The organism is Brevibacterium sp. CBA3109 (assembly GCF_040256645.1).
In the GTDB taxonomy this organism is placed as follows: domain Bacteria; phylum Actinomycetota; class Actinomycetes; order Actinomycetales; family Brevibacteriaceae; genus Brevibacterium; species Brevibacterium koreense.
Genome location: NZ_CP158281.1, coordinates 1853413 through 1870308 on the forward strand (window position 1 = coordinate 1853413; position 16896 = coordinate 1870308).

Genomic DNA, 16896 nt, shown 5'->3' on the forward strand with positions numbered 1-16896 from the left:
CCGAGACCTCACTGAACGCCGAAGAAGGGACGTACCTCGGCCAGAGCGGTCAGGAACCGCTCACAGTCCTCGGTGTTGTTGTACAGGTAGGTGCTCGCCCGGGTTGTGGCGGTGACGCCGAAACGCCGGTGCAGCGGCTGAGCACAGTGGTGACCGACCCGGACCGCGACGCCCTGGGAATCAAGATACTGGCCGACATCGTGGGCGTGGACGCCGTCGACGTCGAAGGCCACGGTGCCGATCCGGTCCTCGGCCGAGCCGAGCACGGTGATGCCGGGAATCTCTGCGATTCCGTCGAGGAGAACTCGGGTGAGGTCTCGCTCATGGTCGAAGATTTTGTCCAGGCCCACCTCGGCGAGGTAGTTGACCGCGGTGGTGAACGCCGCAACCTCGGCCACGGGCTGGGTTCCGGCCTCGAAGCGCTGTGGTGCGTCCATGAACTCTGAATCCTCCATGGTCACCGTGGTGATCATGGATCCGCCGGTCAGGACCGGGGGCAGTGCATTGAGCAGCTCCGACTTGCCCCACAGGGTGCCGAGGCCGGTGGGCCCCAGTGCCTTGTGCGCGGAGAAGGCCGCGAAGTCGACATCGAGGTCAACGAAGTTCACGGGCATGTGCGGGACCGATTGGCACGCGTCGAGGACGACGAGGGCGCCGACCTCTCGAGCTCGGGCGACGAGTGTGTCGACCGGGTTGATGGTGCCGAGCACGTTGGAGACATGGGTGAAGGCGAAGACCTTCGTGGTCTCATCGACGATGGTGTCCAGATCACTGAGGTCGAGCTCACCGGAATCAGTGACGGGAATCCACCGGAGCGTGGCGCCGGTCGAGTGCGCCAACTGCTGCCAGGGCACGAGGTTCGCGTGGTGCTCCATCTCGGTCACGACGATCGAATCGCCGGACCCGAGGTTGAAGCGCTGCGCGGATTCCCCGCCGAAGCCGTGGCTGGCTCGGTCGATGCCGAGCGCGACCACGTTGAGGGCCTCGGTGGCGTTCTTCGTCCAGCACACCTGTTCCGGTGTTCCGCCGACGAGGTTGGCCACAGCTTCCCGGCCGGCCTCGAACGCGTCGGTGGCCATCACCGCGAGCGAATGCGCCCCGCGATGGACAGCGGCGTTGCGCTGCGAGTAGTACTCGGTGAATGTGTCGATGACACACTGCGGCTTCTGCGAAGTCGCGCCCGAGTCAAGATAGCTCAGAGGCGACTCCCCGACCCTGGTGTCCAGGATCGGGAAGTCGTTCCGAAGTCGAGCGAACATCAGGCCGGTGCTTGCAGGAAGCGGTCGTAGCCTTCGTTCTCGAGGCGTTCGGCCAGTTCCGGTCCGCCTTCTTCAGCGACCTTGCCCTTGATGATCACGTGCACGTGGTCAGGCTTGACGTAGCTGAGGATACGCGTGTAGTGCGTGATGAGGAGAACGCCGACATCGGTCGTCTCGCGGACCCGGTTGATGCCCTCGGACACGATGCGCAGGGCATCGACGTCGAGGCCGGAGTCGGTCTCGTCGAGGACCGAGAACTTGGGCTTGAGCATCTCCATCTGGAGGATCTCGTGGCGCTTTTTCTCACCGCCGGAGAATCCTTCGTTGACGTTGCGGCTGGCGAACTCGGGATCCACGCGGAGGTTCTCCATCGCGGACTTGAGGTCCTTGGTCCAGTGACGCAGCTTCGGAGCTTCGCCGTCGATTGCGGTCTTAGCCGAACGCAGGAAGTTCGTCACGGTCACGCCGGGAACCTCGACTGGGTACTGCATGGCCAGGAACACGCCTGCCTTGGCACGCTCGTCGACGGACATCGCGAGGACGTCTTCACCGTCGAGGGTGACGGTGCCCGAGGTCACCTGGTACTTCGGGTGACCGGCCAGGGAGTAGGCCAGGGTGGACTTGCCGGAGCCGTTGGGGCCCATGATGGCGTGGGTCTCGTTGGAGTTGATCTCCAGGTTGATGCCGTTGAGGATCGGCTTGGGACCGGTTTCGGTGTTGACGCTGACGTGCAGGTCAGTGATTTTCAGAGTGGACATCTCAATCCTTTTCAGTTCAGGTAAGCGTGGTGATCAGTTGAGCGTGCTGGTCAATTGAGCACTGTGCTCGGGTCAATCAGGATGCGGCCGGCGATCTCCTTGCAGTCATAGACTGCGATCGGTTCGAAGGCCGGTGGGCTCAGCGGCTTGCCGGAGGTGAGATCGAACTGGGAGCCGTGCAGCCAGCATTCGATGGCGCATCCTTCCACTTCGCCCTCGGCCAGCGATACTTCGCCGTGAGTGCAGAGATCGTCGACGGCGTGGATCGTGCCATCGGAGTCGCGGGCGATGCAGATCTCGAAGTTGTCGACTTCGATGCGCATCGTCGCTCCCGCGGCCACCTCGTCGGCGGCCGCAACGTCGATCATGGTCACAGAACGCTCCGGGAGAGTTCTTCCTCGATTCGCTCGTTGAGGACCTCTTCGATCTCGGGGACCTGGATCTTCTGGATCACTTCGTTGAAGAATCCGCGGACCACGAGCTGACGGGCGACTTCCTCGGGGATGCCGCGGCTCATCAGGTAGAACAGGTGCTCCTCATCGAAGCGTCCGGTCGAGGAGGCGTGTCCCGCACCGGCGATGTCGCCGGTCTCGATCTCGAGGTTCGGCACCGAGTCGGCACGCGCACCATCGCTGAGGATGAGGTTGCGGTTGAGCTCGTAAGTGTCGATGTCGAGAGCTTCGGGGCGGATGAGCACGTCGCCGATCCAGACGCTGCGTGCGTCCTTGCCCTGAAGAGCGCCCTTGTAGTGGACGTTCGACGTGGCCTTCGGCGTGTTGTGGTCGATGTAGGTGCGGTGCTCGAAGTGCTGTCCGGCATCGGCGAAGTAGAGTCCGAGCAGTTCGGCCTCTCCCCCGGCTGCGGAGTAGCGCACGTTCGTGTTCAGGCGCACGATGTCTCCACCGAGGCTGATGGCGATGTGCTTAAGCTTCGCATCCTTGCCCACGATCGCGTCGTGCTGGCCCAGGTGCTGTGACGCGTCGTCCCAGAGCTGCAGGGACACGAAGGTCACGTCGGCGCCGTCTCCGACCACGAGGGAGACCAGCTCGGAATGCCGGGCCAGACCTTCGTGCTCGATGACGACGGTCGCCTTCGCGTTCGCGCCGACCGAGACGACGACATGTCCGTGGGAGATGTCGTCGCCGGTGCCGTCAGCGTGGATGATTGCGGCACCGCTCAGTTCGGTGTTGGCCGGAACCGAGTAGTGGGTCACGGTCGAGGCGCGGTTGGCGGCCACGACTGCGGCCCGGTCCTCGGGTTCGAGGATGCCCAGTTCCTGAGCGGCCTCGAGCGAGATCTCCTCGACGGAGATGCCCTCGGGCAGGTCGCCCTTCGTGGTCAGCTTCGACTCGGAGGCAGCATCGGTGAAGAAATCACTGAGCTTGCGCACCGGGGAGAAGCGCCATTCCTCTTCGCGTCCGTGTGGGACGGGGAAGTCGGCGACATCGAAGCTGCGTGTACGTGCGTCCCGCTTGGAATCGGGAACCTGGACGCCGGCGCCATGAGAGTGCTCATCAAGGCCCAGCGGATTGGTGGTATCAGTCACTTAAAACTCCTTTAGCAGACGGTGGCAGGCTGACTCAGCCCACGCCACCTTCCATCTGGATTTCGATGAGGCGGTTGAGCTCGAGGGCGTATTCCATCGGCAGCTCGCGAGCGATCGGTTCGACGAACCCGCGCACGATCATCGCCATTGCCTCGGTCTCTTCCATGCCGCGGCTCATGAGGTAGAAGAGCTGATCCTCACTGACCTTGGACACGGTGGCCTCGTGACCCAGAGTCACATCGTCCTCGCGGATGTCGATGTAGGGGTACGTGTCCGACCGGGAGATGTTGTCGACCAGGAGTGCGTCACAGAGGACGTTGTTCGACGAGCCCTTGGCTCCGGGGTTCACGTGGACGAGTCCACGGTAGCCGGAACGTCCGCCGCCACGGGCCACGGACTTCGACACGATCGAGGAGTGGGTGTTCGGAGCGGCGTGAACCATCTTCGCACCGGTGTCCTGGTGCTGGCCCTCGCCGGCGAATGCCACGGACAGGGTCTCTCCCCTGGCGTGCTCCCCTGTGAGCCAGATGGCCGGGTACTTCATGGTGACCTTGGAGCCGATGTTGCCGTCGACCCATTCCATGGAAGCGCCCTCTTCGGCGATGGCACGCTTGGTGACGAGGTTGTAGACGTTGTTCGACCAGTTCTGGATGGTCGTGTAACGGACCTTCGCATCCTTCTTGGCCACGATCTCGACGACTGCCGAGTGCAGCGAGTCGGTCTTGTAGATCGGTGCTGTACAGCCCTCGACGTAGTGCACCGACGAGCCTTCGTCGGCGATGATGAGGGTGCGCTCGAACTGGCCCATGTTCTCGGTGTTGATGCGGAAGTAGGCCTGCAGCGGGATCTCGACGTGGACGCCCTTGGGGACGTAGACGAAGGAGCCGCCGGACCAGACCGCGGTGTTCAGCGCTGAGAACTTGTTGTCACCGGAGGGAATGATCGAACCGAAGTACTCTTCGAAGATCTCCGGGTACTCACGCAGACCGGTGTCGGTGTCCATGAAGATGACGCCCTGCTTCTCGAGCTCTTCATTGATCTGGTGGTAGACGACCTCTGACTCGTACTGAGCGGCGACACCGGCGACGAGGCGCTGCTTCTCCGCCTCGGGGATGCCGAGCTTGTCATAGGTGTTGCGGATGTCCTCGGGCAGGTCCTCCCAGGAGGTGGCCTGTCCCTCGGTGGAGCGGACGAAGTACTTGATGTCGTCGAAGTGGATTCCCGTGAGGTCTGCACCCCAGCTGGGCATCGGCTTCTTCTCGAACAGCTTCAGCGCCTTGAGTCGACGCTGCAGCATCCAGTCCGGCTCGTCCTTCAACTTCGAGATGTTGCGGACGACTTCTTCCGAGAGTCCGCGAGTGGCGAACTCTCCCGCGTCATTTCCGTCGTGCCAACCGTATGCGTACTGCCCGAGGTCTTTGAGCTCGGGGTTAGCATCGATGATCCGATTGCCTGTGTCAGTCATCGTGAACCTCCTTGAGGTCGATCATTGCTGTGGATGAGTGGTCTGGTGAGTTCCGAGGTCGGAATGTGGGTGGTGCAGACATGGTCGCCGTGAGCCAATGAGGACAGACGGCGAACATCGACGCCCAGGTAGTCCGAGAACATCGCAAGCTCTGCTTCGCAGACCTCGGGGAACTCGGTGGCGACTGCCTGGATGGGACAATGCCCTTGACACAGCTGCATCGCTTCGAGAGGGGTTCCGGCCGCCACCGGTGTCGCCGAGGCGGCATATCCCTCCTTGGTCAAAGCCGCAGCCAGGCCCCGGGAGCGGGAAGCCACTGTGGTGCCTCCCCGTCGATCCAGTTCCCCGCCGAGGCGGTCGCGGAGTTTCGCGACCAGGTCCTCGGTGAAGTCCTCAACGGCCTCAGGACCGACTCGGTCCTTCATGAACCGGAGGATATCGACTGCCAGCTGGTCGTAGGAGTGGGTGACCGACCCATGACCACGCGAGGTGACCACGTAGTGTCTGGCCGGTCTGCCGCGGCCTGCCTGCTTGCCGGCGAGCTCTCGGACTTCGATGAGGCCCTCACTCTCCAATGCATCCATGTGACGACGAATCGCCGCAGGAGTCAGGTCAAGCCCCTTCGCCAACGCCGAGGCAGTGATCGGCCCTTCATCGAGCACAGATCGAAATACCTTCTCCCGGGTACGGCGATCCTCTGTGTCGTTCGCAGCCATTCTCCACCTCCTTGACTAACACAACACTATTGTTGCGTAATTTGTTTCGTAAAACTAGGTGAGCCTAACCACGGACCGATTCGACGCGTCGTAGAATGGCCTGGTGTCAGCATCGGCCCTCACCATTCGTGGTCTCCAGTACTCGTACGGCGCGCACCACGTCGTCGACGGGATCGACCTCGATGCCGCCACCGGATCCATCCTCGGTGTACTCGGTCCCAATGGCGCAGGCAAGTCGACGACGATCTCCCTCGCTGTGGGCACAAGAGCCCCCGATGCCGGTCGCGTGGAGATATTCGGCCATGATCCGTTCCGTAACCATGCACGGACATCGCTGCTCGCCGGCGTCATGCTGCAGGACGGGGGGCTGCCCATGAGCGCGAAACCGCTCCAGGTCCTGCGACACCTCGCGTCCCTCTATCCCAGTCCGCTCAGCGTCGATGAACTCGCCGACCCTTTGGGTCTGCACGAGTTCTCCACACGCACGATCCGGCGCCTCTCCGGAGGGCAGAAGCAGCGTGTGGCCCTGGCTGCCGCACTCATCGGCCGACCGCGGCTGGTCTTCCTCGATGAGCCCTGCGCCGGGCTCGATCCTCAGGCCCGGGCCGTAGTCCACGATTTCATCCGGGAACTGGCAGCAGCCTCGGTGGCCGTTGTCCTGACAACCCATGACCTCGCCGAAGCGGAGGAACTCGCCGATGAGGTCGTCGTCATCGATCGCGGTCGCATCATCGCCCAGGGTGCGCCCGAGGACCTGCGCAGCGCCTCTCCCACCGGACGCCGCCTCGTCATCACGGTGGGCCGGCAGCTACAGCCAGCTCCTCGTGAACTCCTGGCCACCATGAACACGATCGCCCCCACCTCGGTCGCGGGGCCGGCCCTCGTCGTCGACGGGGACCTCGACAGCGCGCAGATCGCAGGCCTGTGCGCGGCAGTCGCCGATGCGGGGCTGGCGATCACGGACCTCGACATGCACTCACAGTCGCTGGCGGATGTGTTCTTCGAACTCACGGGCAGGCCGCTGCGATGAGCCGAGCCCACGCGAAAGATCCGGCTCCCGCAATGAGAACCAGACGTGTCATGGCGCAGGTGAGGTTCGAGACGATCTCCGTCCTCCGCAATGGTGAACAGCTGCTGCTCTCTCTCATCCTGCCGCTGGGATTGCTCATCTTCCTCGCAAAGGCTCCTCTGCTCAGCGGTCTCGGGATCGTTGCACCAGGCTCCGATCCGCTCACCGTGGCACTGCCCGGTGCGCTGAGCCTGTGTCTGGCATCGACGGCGTTCACCGGCCAGGCGATCGCCACGGCCTTCGACCGCCGCTATGGGGTCCTGCGTCAGCTGGCGACGACGCCGCTGGGCACGAATGGACTCATCCTGGGCAAGCTCGGCGCCGTCATCGTCGTCGTCATCATCCAATTCATGCTTGCTTTTGCCATCGCCCTGGGCCTGGGCTTCAACGGGCCTGTGAACACCCTCGCACTGGTCCTGACCACGCTGCTTGGCACCGCGGCACTGCTGTCTCTAGGCTTGCTCATGGCGGGTACAGTGCGCGCAGAAGCCACTCTGGCGGGAGCGAATCTGATCTGGGTGCTCATGGCCGGCGTGGGCGGACTCGTCATCGCACATCCGGGAGAATGGGGCACCGTCGTGGGCTATCTGCCCTCCGGCGCCTTGGGTGACGCAATGCGCGCGGCCGTCGGCGGTGCGGGCTTCGATGTCAAAGCACTGATCGTGCTCCTCGTGTGGGGGCTGGTGGGAACGCTTGCAGCACGCAGGTGGTTCCGATTCGAATGAGGAGAGAAATGGTCACAACCAAGATCCGCATCGCTGCCTGGGCCATGCTCATCGCGCAGGGCGGAATCATCTTCAGCGGCGGCATCGTCCGCCTCACAGGATCCGGCCTCGGCTGCACCGACTGGCCCAAGTGCACCCCCGATTCGCTTGTCACGACCCCGGAGATGGGCATCCACGGTGTCATCGAGTTCGGAAACCGTCTGCTGGCAGTGGGCCTGGCCCTCATCGGCGTCATCATCTTCCTCATGCTGTGGAAGAACCGGAAGAAACGGCCGGATCTGTTCTGGCTCAACCTCGGTCTCCTTGCAATTGTGCCGGTCCAAGCCATCGTCGGTGGGATCACCGTCTGGACCAAGCTCAACCCCTGGGTCGTGGCCGGTCACTTCGTCCCCTCGGCCATCGCCGTCGGCGTCGCCGCGTACTTCGTTCGCCGCACCTACGACACGGGCGTGCGCACGGGCCACAAGGCACCGTCGCCACTGCCCGCACTCGGCTGGATCATCCTCGGCCTGACCGCGATCGTCGTACTCTTCGGCGTGCTCACCACGGGTGCGGGCCCGCACTCAGGTTCGACGATGTCGACGCGCAACGGCCTCGACAACGTCTGGATCACTCGTTCTCATGCCTTCCCGGTCTGGCTGCTCGTCATCGCGACCATCACCTCCCTCGTCCTTGCCGTCAAGAAGCACACCGTCATGGTTCGACCGCTGATCGTGCTCCTCGCCGTCGAGGTCGCGCAGGGAATCATCGGCTACGTCCAGTACTTCACCGGGGTGCCCATCGTGCTCGTGGCATTCCATATGATCGGCCTCTCGGCTACGATCGCGGCAAGCGTTGCCGTCCTCGACAGCGCCTACCCGAGGAGCACCCAGACCAACGCCGATCACGCCGTGCCCGCGGTTCACTGACCACGCCGAGGAGGCGATGGAGTTGCTCAGGCTGCGGAACCCCGAGTGGGGAGGAGGTGCTCGAGCCATTCGTTGATCGCCCCCGGTAGGCCCGTCTTGCGGTCGGGGCCTCGGGAGGCGGCGATCATCCGCGCGGGTCCGGTGCCTGCAGCGATTCCGGCCAGGTCGATGATCACGGCGACCGCGTAGGAACCTCCATCCCCTCGACCAGTATCGCGACCCGTCCGATACAGCCTTCGTTCGAGACTTGGCTGCCGAAGTGGCAGCCCAATACGGCGGCGAACTCACGAGGCAGCGCTCGTGCATAGTCTGCCAAGAGAGGCTGGGCATCCAAGCATCCTCGGGGAGGGCACTGCCGCAGGACACGGCTGGATCGTGACCACGGAGGTTCGCGGCCACGCTCGGCGATGCCACCGCGGCAGTTGGACGCGCCAACATAGCGCTGGGACTGTCCAGTGCCCAGCAGTCGCGGCTTCACGAAGTCATCGAGGGCTATTTCCGAGCTGCGCCCCTGGTCGAGCAGTCTGTCAACCACGGCGATCTCGCCCTGATGAACGCCCTATGGGACGGCGAGGTCATTGCCCTGCTGGACTTCGAGTTCGCCGTGCTCGGTCCGGTCGAGATCGACCTATGCCGACTGGTGTGTGAGGCCCGCGTAGCCGAGGAAGGCCAGCACGTCGAATCGGAAGCAGGCGCAGCCGCGGTGGAGATCGCCGCTCGTCATATGGATCCGAAGTATGGTCGCGGACTGGCGCCCGTGCCGCCTGCTCACGGGCCTCCTCGACACTCAGTGCGGTTATCTCGCGCCCCTGTTCCGGTAACCGGGTCCAGCAGGTTGCACGAGGGGGCGATCGTGAAAAGCCAGATGGACGCGCACCCACCTTCACCCTCAAGGAAGCACTCTCACTGACCATCGAATGCGGCGGGGTGATGACCGAAGACGTTCCGGCCAGGGCGCAGATGAGGATGAAGAAGATCGTCATCGCGGGACGAGAGCTTCATGCGCCTGCCCGAGACCGTGCACAAGCGCTCATGCCCCGCGGCTGTGCACAGCGAACGAGCTGTTGCAGCAGATGACGCTATGTGGAGCTGAGGTCCGCCGGTGACCGGACTGGGTCTACCAGAAGCCGGGCAGAACGAATGGGTCGATCGCGACTGCGAGGAACAGCAGTGACAAGTAGGTGATCGAGCCGTGGAAGACTTTCATCGCACGCAGAGAGGTTCCGCTCTTGCCCTTCTTCGCACGGGAGACGAGAGCATAGCAGGAGAACAGGAACCAGGCACCGGCGAGAACCGCGACACCCGTGTAGACGGGACCCATCGGGGCAAGCGGAATGAGTGCCAGTGAGCACGCCACCATCGCCCAGGTGTAGGCGATCATTTGGCGACCGACGTTCGTCGGCGGCACCTTCGAGGGCAGCATCGGAACGTCTGCGGCATCGTAGTCAGCCTTGTATTTGATCGCCAGCGGCCAGTAGTGCGGCGGGGTCCAGAAGAAGACCACGAGGAAGAGCAGGAGTGCTTCCCAGGACAGCCCGCCGGTGACGGCAGACCAACCGATCAGCACAGGCATGCAACCCGCGGCACCGCCCCAGACGATGTTCTGCGTGGTGCGGCGTTTGAGGATCAGGGTGTAGAAAACCGCGTAGAGCAGGATCGCGCAGGCGGTGAGGCCGGCGGTCACCCAGTTCGTGAAGCCACCGAGCCAGAAGATCGAACCCAGGCCCAAGGCGAAGGCGAAGATGAGTGCGGCTCGTGGTGTGATCTCACCGGTGACGAGCGGACGGTGCTTGGTGCGCTCCATCTTCGCGTCGATGTCGCGATCAACATAGCAGTTGAAGACCGAAGCAGAGGCTGCGGCTGCTGCGCCGCCGATGAGTGTGTTGATGACCAGCCAGATATTCGGCATGCCCTGTGCAGCCAGGAACATGACAGGAGCGGTGGTCACCAGCAGGAGTTCGATCACTCGAGGCTTGGTCAGTGCGATGTAGGCACTGATGATCGAGCGGGGACGTTTTGAGAGTCGTTCCTCGTCGATTGCCCTCTGCAGAGGACGTTCACTCTGCGTGTCCTGGTTCTGACGAAGTTCACTCACGTCGTCGATTCTACCCTCTGTCGAATATTTTGCCAGTCGGTGGATGCTGTGTTTCGAAGGCGAATTCGGGAGCAGATCTCAGTCACTGGGAATGGTCTCGGGAGACCACACCCTATCTCGGCGTACGCGATCTCACCCCTCTCGATCCCAGCATCGGCAATCTCACCCCTCGCGTTTACGACCCGTCGCGGTAGAGTTTGAGTGCACGCCTCTAAGACGAACGAAGGATCGCTCGAAGACATGAACTCCCTGTCCTGGACAGAACTCGACAACCGCGCAGTCGACACCGCACGCCTCCTTGCCGCAGATGCAGTGCAGAAGGCTGGACACGGTCACCCCGGAACCGCGATGAGTCTTGCTCCCGTTGCACACTATCTCTACCAGTACGGGCTCAAGCATGATCCCGCCGATCCGACCTGGGCAGGCCGCGATCGCTTCGTTCTCTCCTGCGGACACAGCTCGTTGACCCAGTACGTCCAGCTCTACCTCTCGGGCTTCGGTCTCGAGCTCGACGATCTGAAGGCGCTGCGCACCTGGGGTTCGCTGACTCCAGGACACCCGGAGGTCGGTCACACTGCAGGCGTCGAGATCACCACGGGTCCGCTGGGATCCGGCCTCGCCTCGGCGGTGGGAATGGCCATGGCCTCTCGCCGCGAACGCGGCCTGTTCGACCCTGACGCTGCACCCGGTGACTCTCCCTTCGACCATTCCGTCGTGGTCCTGGCATCCGACGGCGACCTCGAGGAGGGCGTGTCGGGTGAGGCTTCATCCCTGGCCGGAACCCAGGAGCTGTCCAATCTGATCGTGATCTGGGACGACAACCGGATCTCCATCGAAGACGACACCGCGATCGCCTTCAGCGAGGACACCGCCGCTCGCTACGCCGCCTATGGCTGGCACGTGCAGCACGTGGACTTCAGGGCCGGTGACGAGTACAAGGAAGACGTGGATGCCTTCCACACGGCCATGGAAGCGGCGAAGGAGGATTCCCGTCCTTCCTTCATCCGTCTCTCGACGATCATCGCCTGGCCCGCTCCGAACGCGCAGAACACCGGCGGATCTCATGGTTCCGCACTCGGCGTCGACGAGATCAAGGCAACCAAGGAGATCCTCGGCTTCGATCCCGAAGAGACCTTCGCAGTTCCCCCCGAGGTGCTCAACCACACCCGTTCGGCATTGGACCGCGGCCGCAGTGCCCACATCGAGTGGGACGAGTCCTACACCGCCTGGCGCGAGGCGAACCCGGCCAACGCCGAACTCTTCGACCGTCTGGCCAAGCGCGAACTTCCGGCCGGACTCGACAACGAGTTCCCCGTCTTCGAAGCCAGCGACAAGGGCATCGCGACTCGCGCCGCTTCCGGACAGGTCCTCAACGCCATCGCCGCAACGATGCCCGAGCTGTGGGGAGGATCCGCCGACCTCGCTGGATCGAACAACACACTGATCAAGGGCGACCCGAGCTTCCTGCCCGAGCATCGTTCGACCGGAGCGTTCTCCGGCAACGAATACGGACGCAACATCCACTTCGGCGTCCGCGAATTCTCCGCCGGACTCATCGGCAACGGCATCGCGCTGCACGGTGGCACTCGCCCCTACAGCGGCACCTTCCTCGTCTTCAGCGACTACCAGCGTCCGGCCATCCGGCTGGCCGCCCTGCAGCAGCTGCCGAACGTGTTCGTGTGGACGCACGATTCGATCGGCCTCGGCGAAGATGGACCCACGCACCAGCCGATCGAACACCTCTCTGCGCTGCGGGCGATTCCCGGTCTCGACCTGGTCCGCCCGGCCGACGCGAATGAGACCTCAGTCGTGTGGCGCAAGGTCCTCGATCGCACCGACGGCCCCAGCGGGCTCGTGCTCACCCGTCAGGCCGTCCCGGTCCTCGATCGTGAGAAGTATGCTCCGGCTTCCGAGGCGGCACGGGGCGGCTACGTTCTCTTCGACACTGCGGATGAACCCGAGGTTGCCATCCTCGCCAGCGGTTCTGAGGTTGCCATCGCAATCGCCGCAGCCGAGGAGCTGCAGACCGCAGGCACTGCCGCACGTGTCATCTCGATGCCGTGCCAGGAATGGTTCGACGCTCAGCCCGAGGACTACCGCAGAGCAGTCCTCCCTCGTGGCCTCAAGGCCCGTGTGAGCATCGAAGCCGCATCGGCGATGAGCTGGCACAAGTACCTCGGCGATGCCGGCCGCCCCGTGTCGATCGAGCACTTCGGTGCTTCGGCCGATTACGCCACATTGTATGAGAAGTTCGGAATCACCTCGGCGGCAGTCGTCACCGCTGCCGAGGAATCGATCGCAGCAGCGAAGGCGGACGCATGAGCAGAAATCTGGCACAGCTGAGCGAGTACGGAGTCTCCATCTGGCTCGACGACCTGTCACGGACCCGCCTCGAATCCGGCGATCTGGCGCGGCTCATCAAGGACTCGAACGTCACCGGAGTGACAACGAACCCGACGATCTTCGCGAATGCCATCGCCGGGTCGGACAGCTATGACTCCGCCGTTGCCGAACTCGGCGCGGACGAGGTCTCCGCCGATGAGGCGATCGAATCCCTGACCACCGCGGACGTCGCAGCGGCGGCCAGACTCTTCCGCCCCGTCTATGACGCCACCAACGGCGATGACGGGCGTGTGTCGATCGAGGTCGCTCCCCCGCTGGCACACGATGCAGAGGGCACCGTCGCGGCGGCGAAGGCACTGTGGGAGCGAGTCGGCGAACCCAATGCGATGATCAAGATCCCCGCGACCGAAGCCGGACTGCGTGCGATCTCAGAGACCATCGCAGCAGGCATCAGCGTCAACGTCACCTTGGTGTTCTCACTCACCCGTTACCGCCATGTCGTCGAAGCCTTCCTCCAAGGTCTGGAGAAGGCTCGTGCCGCCGGACATGATCTCAGCCAGATCAAGTCGGTGGCTTCGATCTTCGTCTCTCGCGTGGATGCGGAGATCGACGCACGGCTGGACGGCCTCGATGGCCCGGCCGGAGCAGACCTCAAGGGTCAGGCAGGAATCGCGAACTGTGTGCTGGCCCATGAGATCCACTCGCAGCTGTTCACTTCCGAGCGCTTCCGAGTCCTCGAACTCGCCGGCGCCACACCGCAGCGACTGCTGTGGGCATCGACCGGAGTCAAGAACCCCGACTATCCCGACACGATGTACGTGTCGGGACTCGTTGCCCAGAACACCGTGAACACGATGCCCGAACCCACGATGCAGGCCTTCGCCGACCATGGTGAGGTGACTGCCGAGATCTCGCCGGAGAACTACCGGGCCGCCGACGAGGTCTTCGACCGACTGGCACGGCTTGGAATCGACTACGCGGAGGTGATGACTGTGCTCGAGACTCAAGGACTCGAGAAGTTCGACGTCAGCTGGGCAGAGCTCCAGGACACGATTCGCACTGCTTTGGACCGCTCATGAGACTGCAGCACAGCGTTCCGGTCCCTGCTGACTATGAGGCCGAGGTGGGGCGTCTGCTGGCGGCCCGTGTTCCCTCACGCCTGGCGGCCAAGGATGCGTCGTTGTTCACCGACGATGAGCAGCCTGCGCCGCGCATGGGCTGGGTGGATCTGCCGCAGCGGGCCGCCCAGCTCGTCGATGAGATCGAATCTCTGCACTCCCGACTGGAGGCACAGGGGCTGCGCTCGATCAGCCTGACGGGAATGGGCGGTTCGTCCTTGGCCCCGGAGGTCATGGCCGAGGGGGCAGGCGTCAGTCTCGAGGTCGTGGACTCCACAGACCCCAATCAGGTCGCCGAGGCGATCGGGACCGATCTGTCTCACACCGTTCTCATCGTCGCGTCCAAGTCGGGAACGACGATCGAGACCGATGCGATCCGCCGCGCATTCTCCGCAGCCTTCGAATCGGTGGGCATCGATCCTGCCTCTCGACTGATCGCCATCACCGATCCGGGGACCGAGCTTGACGCCTTGGCCACCGAGCAGGGATTCCTGGCCACTTTCCACACCGATGAGACCGTCGGCGGGCGCTACAGTGCACTGTCAGCCTTCGGCCTCGTCCCCGCCGGTCTTGCCGGCGTCGACGTCCGCGCGATCGCGGCCTCGGCAGCAGAGACCGTTGGAGGCCTGGGAACCGATGCTCCTGACAATCCCGCACTGAAGTTCGGGACCTGGCTGGGCATCGGTCATGCCAGGGCAACAGAGAAGCTCGTCCTCGCTGAGACCACACCCGGACTGTCGGGCTTAAGCAAATGGGTCGAACAGCTCGTCGCTGAGTCCTTGGGCAAGGACGGCCAGGGCATCCTGCCCGTCGTTGTCAACGGTCCCACCGACGTCGGCTTCTGCGACGCCCGGGCCGACGCAATGCTGTGCACTCTGGGACCCGTCACCGACGTCGAGGCGCCTTCCGGCTTCGACTCCGCACTCGACGGCGACCTGGGTGAACTGTTCGTGTTCTGGGAGTTCGCCACTGCGATCGCCGCCTACAGCATCGGGGTCGACCCCTTCGACCAACCGGATGTGGAGTCTGCCAAGGATCAGGCCCGGCAGGCCCTCTCACATGGCTCGTCAGCGGCACCGGCACAGCCGGCGTTTCGCGAGGAGCAGGTCGAAGTCTTCGGCGAGTTCGAGGAGGCCACTGATCTCATCGGCGCCATCGGAGAGCTCTTCGCACAGGTCGACGAGTACGGATTCGTCGGTGTGCAGGCGTTCCTCGACCGCATCGCCGATGCCGAGGCCCAAGACCTCCGAGCATTGGTCTCACAGCATTCGGGTGTGCAGACCACCTTCGGATTCGGACCGCGCTATCTGCATTCGACAGGTCAGTATCACAAGGGCGGGCACCCCAACGGGGTGTTCCTGCAGATCACAGCCGAGCCCCGGACGGACCTGCTGGTTCCCGGGCGTGGCTATGGCTTCACTGAACTGCAGCGTGCGCAGGCACTCGGAGATGCCGCAGCGCTGCGAGAGAAGGGCCGTCCCGTGCTCAGAGTTCACCTGCTCGACCGCGCACAGGGCCTCGACCAGCTGCGGCGCGCGATCGCAGACGTAGAGCCCCGGCACCACTATGGTGTTGACTGATCTGCGGCCGGACCTGACCTCCGGTTGAACGAAGATCCTCTGGGCATGACGAAGGACCCTGACCGATCGGTCAGGGTCCTTCGTCATGGTCTGCGGATCACGGGCTGGTCTTCATGGTGCCAAAGCCCATCCTCACGCCAAGCCCTCGGCGGGCATGTCTGCGAGGTCAGGCCGTGTCCCAGCCCTCACACTCAGGCAACGACTTCGCTGCCTGAAGTTGAATGAACTCAGGCGTTGAAGCGGGTGATGAGACCCAGCAGGATGATGCACGCGCCCCAGACGATCGCCATCAGAGTCGTGAACCGGTTGAGGTTGCGTTCGGCAACGCCCGAGGATCCCAGCGATGAGGTCATGCCGCCACCGAACATGTCTGACATGCCGCCACCCTTGCCCTTGTGCATGAGGATGAGGAGAGTCAGGAAGATGCTCGTGATGACGAGCAACGCGATGAGTATGATGTTGAGGATTTCCACGTCGAGAACTACCTATATTTCGTCAGAGGATGTGTTGGTCAGTCTACTTTGCCACTGCGGCCTTGCACAAAGCGGCGAAGTCGGGGCCGTTGAGGCTTGCTCCTCCGACGAGTGCGCCGTCGACATCGTCGGAGGCCACGATCTGCGCGACATTGTCGGTTTTGACCGAACCGCCATAGATGATCCGGGTGCTCGAAGCCAGTGCTGAGCCGTGCTTCTCTTCGAGATGGGCACGGACAGCCGCAGCCATCTCAGCTGCGTCCTCCGCCGTCGCGGTCTCTCCCGTGCCGATCGCCCAGACCGGTTCGTACGCGATGACGAGCCCCTCGAGTGCAGCGGAGCCGAGGCCGGCCAAGGACTCTTCGAGCTGCGTGAGAGTGAAGTCCACGTGGGTTTTCTCCTGACGCTGCTCCAGCGACTCTCCGATGCACAGGATGGGTGTGATCTCCTGCGCCAGTGCCGCCTTGACCTTGGCCGCGACGACGTCGTTGGTCTCGTGGTTGTTCGCACGCCGTTCGCTGTGACCGACGACGACATATGTGCAGCCCAGGCGGGACAGGAACGATGCCGCGATCTCTCCGGTATGGGCCCCAGGTTCGTGCTGCGAGACATCCTGCGCACCATAGGTCAGCCACAGCTTGTCACCTTGGATGAGAGTCTGCACGGACCGGATGTCGGTGAACGGAGGAATCACGACGACATCGCATTTCGTCTCGTCGAGTTTGGCGTCTTCGAGTGCCCAAGCAAGCTTCTGGACACTCGAGATGGCTTCAAGATGATCGTGATTCATCTTCCAGTTGCCGGCTAGAAGCAGGGTGCGGTCGCTCATTGTCATCTTCTT

17 protein-coding genes and 1 pseudogene are annotated in these 16896 nt (G+C 63.5%); 7 read left to right on the forward strand and 11 right to left on the reverse strand.

Annotation, left to right across the window (positions count from 1 at the left end):
* Positions 1–8: 8 nt before the first annotated feature.
* Genes AAFP32_RS08655 through AAFP32_RS08680 form a run of 6 tightly spaced genes read right to left on the reverse strand, consistent with a single transcriptional unit; the run spans position 9 to position 5744 of the window.
* Positions 9–1259, reverse strand: coding sequence for a SufS family cysteine desulfurase (locus AAFP32_RS08655; protein WP_009881357.1), 1251 nt, complete (start codon positions 1257–1259; stop codon positions 9–11).
* Complete coding sequence (gene sufC / locus AAFP32_RS08660; RefSeq protein ID WP_009881358.1) at positions 1259–2017, reverse strand: Fe-S cluster assembly ATPase SufC; 759 nt, start codon at positions 2015–2017, stop codon at positions 1259–1261. Before sufC ends, AAFP32_RS08655 begins: the two co-directional genes overlap by 1 nt.
* A gap of 50 nt (positions 2018–2067) precedes the next feature.
* Positions 2068–2391 carry a non-heme iron oxygenase ferredoxin subunit gene (locus AAFP32_RS08665; protein WP_009881359.1) on the reverse strand — a complete coding sequence of 108 codons (324 nt, stop codon included), beginning with the start codon at positions 2389–2391 and terminating at the stop codon, positions 2068–2070.
* Positions 2388–3563, reverse strand: coding sequence for a Fe-S cluster assembly protein SufD (sufD, locus tag AAFP32_RS08670; RefSeq protein ID WP_009881360.1), 1176 nt, complete (start codon positions 3561–3563; stop codon positions 2388–2390). Before sufD ends, AAFP32_RS08665 begins: the two co-directional genes overlap by 4 nt.
* 34 nt (positions 3564–3597) lie before the next feature.
* Positions 3598–5028: a Fe-S cluster assembly protein SufB gene (sufB, locus tag AAFP32_RS08675; protein ID WP_350268791.1), complete on the reverse strand. Its 1431-nt coding sequence runs from the start codon at positions 5026–5028 to the stop codon at positions 3598–3600.
* Positions 5025–5744, reverse strand: coding sequence for a helix-turn-helix transcriptional regulator (locus AAFP32_RS08680; RefSeq protein ID WP_101618621.1), 720 nt, complete (start codon positions 5742–5744; stop codon positions 5025–5027). Before AAFP32_RS08680 ends, sufB begins: the two co-directional genes overlap by 4 nt.
* A 103-nt stretch (positions 5745–5847) precedes the next feature.
* On the opposite strand from AAFP32_RS08680, the gene AAFP32_RS08685 reads away from it, so the two are divergent.
* The 3 genes from AAFP32_RS08685 to AAFP32_RS08695 are packed head-to-tail and all read left to right on the forward strand — an operon-like array spanning position 5848 to position 8446.
* Positions 5848–6774, forward strand: coding sequence for an ABC transporter ATP-binding protein (locus tag AAFP32_RS08685; RefSeq protein ID WP_350268792.1), 927 nt, complete (start codon positions 5848–5850; stop codon positions 6772–6774).
* 32 nt (positions 6775–6806) lie between these two features.
* On the forward strand, positions 6807–7538 hold the full coding sequence (locus AAFP32_RS08690; RefSeq protein WP_350268793.1) for an ABC transporter permease: 732 nt from the start codon (positions 6807–6809) through the stop codon (positions 7536–7538).
* 8 nt (positions 7539–7546) lie between these two features.
* Positions 7547–8446 carry a COX15/CtaA family protein gene (locus AAFP32_RS08695; RefSeq protein ID WP_350268794.1) on the forward strand — a complete coding sequence of 300 codons (900 nt, stop codon included), beginning with the start codon at positions 7547–7549 and terminating at the stop codon, positions 8444–8446.
* Between the two features lie 26 nt (positions 8447–8472).
* Here AAFP32_RS08695 and AAFP32_RS08700 read toward each other — a convergent pair whose 3' ends face one another.
* Positions 8473–8622 carry a hypothetical protein gene (locus AAFP32_RS08700; protein ID WP_350268795.1) on the reverse strand — a complete coding sequence of 50 codons (150 nt, stop codon included), beginning with the start codon at positions 8620–8622 and terminating at the stop codon, positions 8473–8475.
* Between the two features lie 308 nt (positions 8623–8930).
* On the opposite strand from AAFP32_RS08700, the pseudogene AAFP32_RS08705 reads away from it, so the two are divergent.
* A pseudogene (locus AAFP32_RS08705) lies at positions 8931–9053 on the forward strand (hypothetical protein); the annotation flags it as partial.
* Positions 9054–9074: 21 nt separating this feature from the next.
* On the opposite strand, the gene AAFP32_RS08710 reads toward AAFP32_RS08705, so the two are convergent.
* Entirely contained in the window at positions 9075–9218 is a 144-nt protein-coding gene (locus AAFP32_RS08710; protein ID WP_350268796.1) for a hypothetical protein, read from the reverse strand.
* 345 nt (positions 9219–9563) lie between these two features.
* On the reverse strand, positions 9564–10541 hold the full coding sequence (locus AAFP32_RS08715; protein ID WP_350268797.1) for a heme o synthase: 978 nt from the start codon (positions 10539–10541) through the stop codon (positions 9564–9566).
* A gap of 240 nt (positions 10542–10781) precedes the next feature.
* Between AAFP32_RS08715 and tkt the strand changes: the two genes are divergently transcribed.
* From tkt to AAFP32_RS08730, 3 genes are read left to right on the forward strand one after another with little or no spacing between them, the layout of a single operon-like run.
* A complete protein-coding gene (gene tkt, locus AAFP32_RS08720; protein WP_350268798.1) occupies positions 10782–12863 on the forward strand; it encodes a transketolase in 2082 nt (693 codons plus the stop codon).
* Positions 12860–13963: a transaldolase gene (tal, locus tag AAFP32_RS08725; RefSeq protein WP_101618616.1), complete on the forward strand. Its 1104-nt coding sequence runs from the start codon at positions 12860–12862 to the stop codon at positions 13961–13963. Before tkt ends, tal begins: the two co-directional genes overlap by 4 nt.
* Positions 13960–15582 carry a glucose-6-phosphate isomerase gene (locus AAFP32_RS08730; protein ID WP_350268799.1) on the forward strand — a complete coding sequence of 541 codons (1623 nt, stop codon included), beginning with the start codon at positions 13960–13962 and terminating at the stop codon, positions 15580–15582. The genes tal and AAFP32_RS08730 overlap by 4 nt, the downstream gene beginning before the upstream one ends.
* A gap of 227 nt (positions 15583–15809) precedes the next feature.
* On the opposite strand, the gene secG is transcribed toward AAFP32_RS08730, so the two are convergent.
* Together secG and tpiA are read right to left on the reverse strand one after the other, a co-directional pair.
* Positions 15810–16055, reverse strand: coding sequence for a preprotein translocase subunit SecG (secG, locus tag AAFP32_RS08735; RefSeq protein ID WP_101618614.1), 246 nt, complete (start codon positions 16053–16055; stop codon positions 15810–15812).
* A gap of 43 nt (positions 16056–16098) precedes the next feature.
* Positions 16099–16884 carry a triose-phosphate isomerase gene (gene tpiA, locus AAFP32_RS08740; protein WP_350268800.1) on the reverse strand — a complete coding sequence of 262 codons (786 nt, stop codon included), beginning with the start codon at positions 16882–16884 and terminating at the stop codon, positions 16099–16101.
* Positions 16885–16896: the final 12 nt, after the last annotated feature.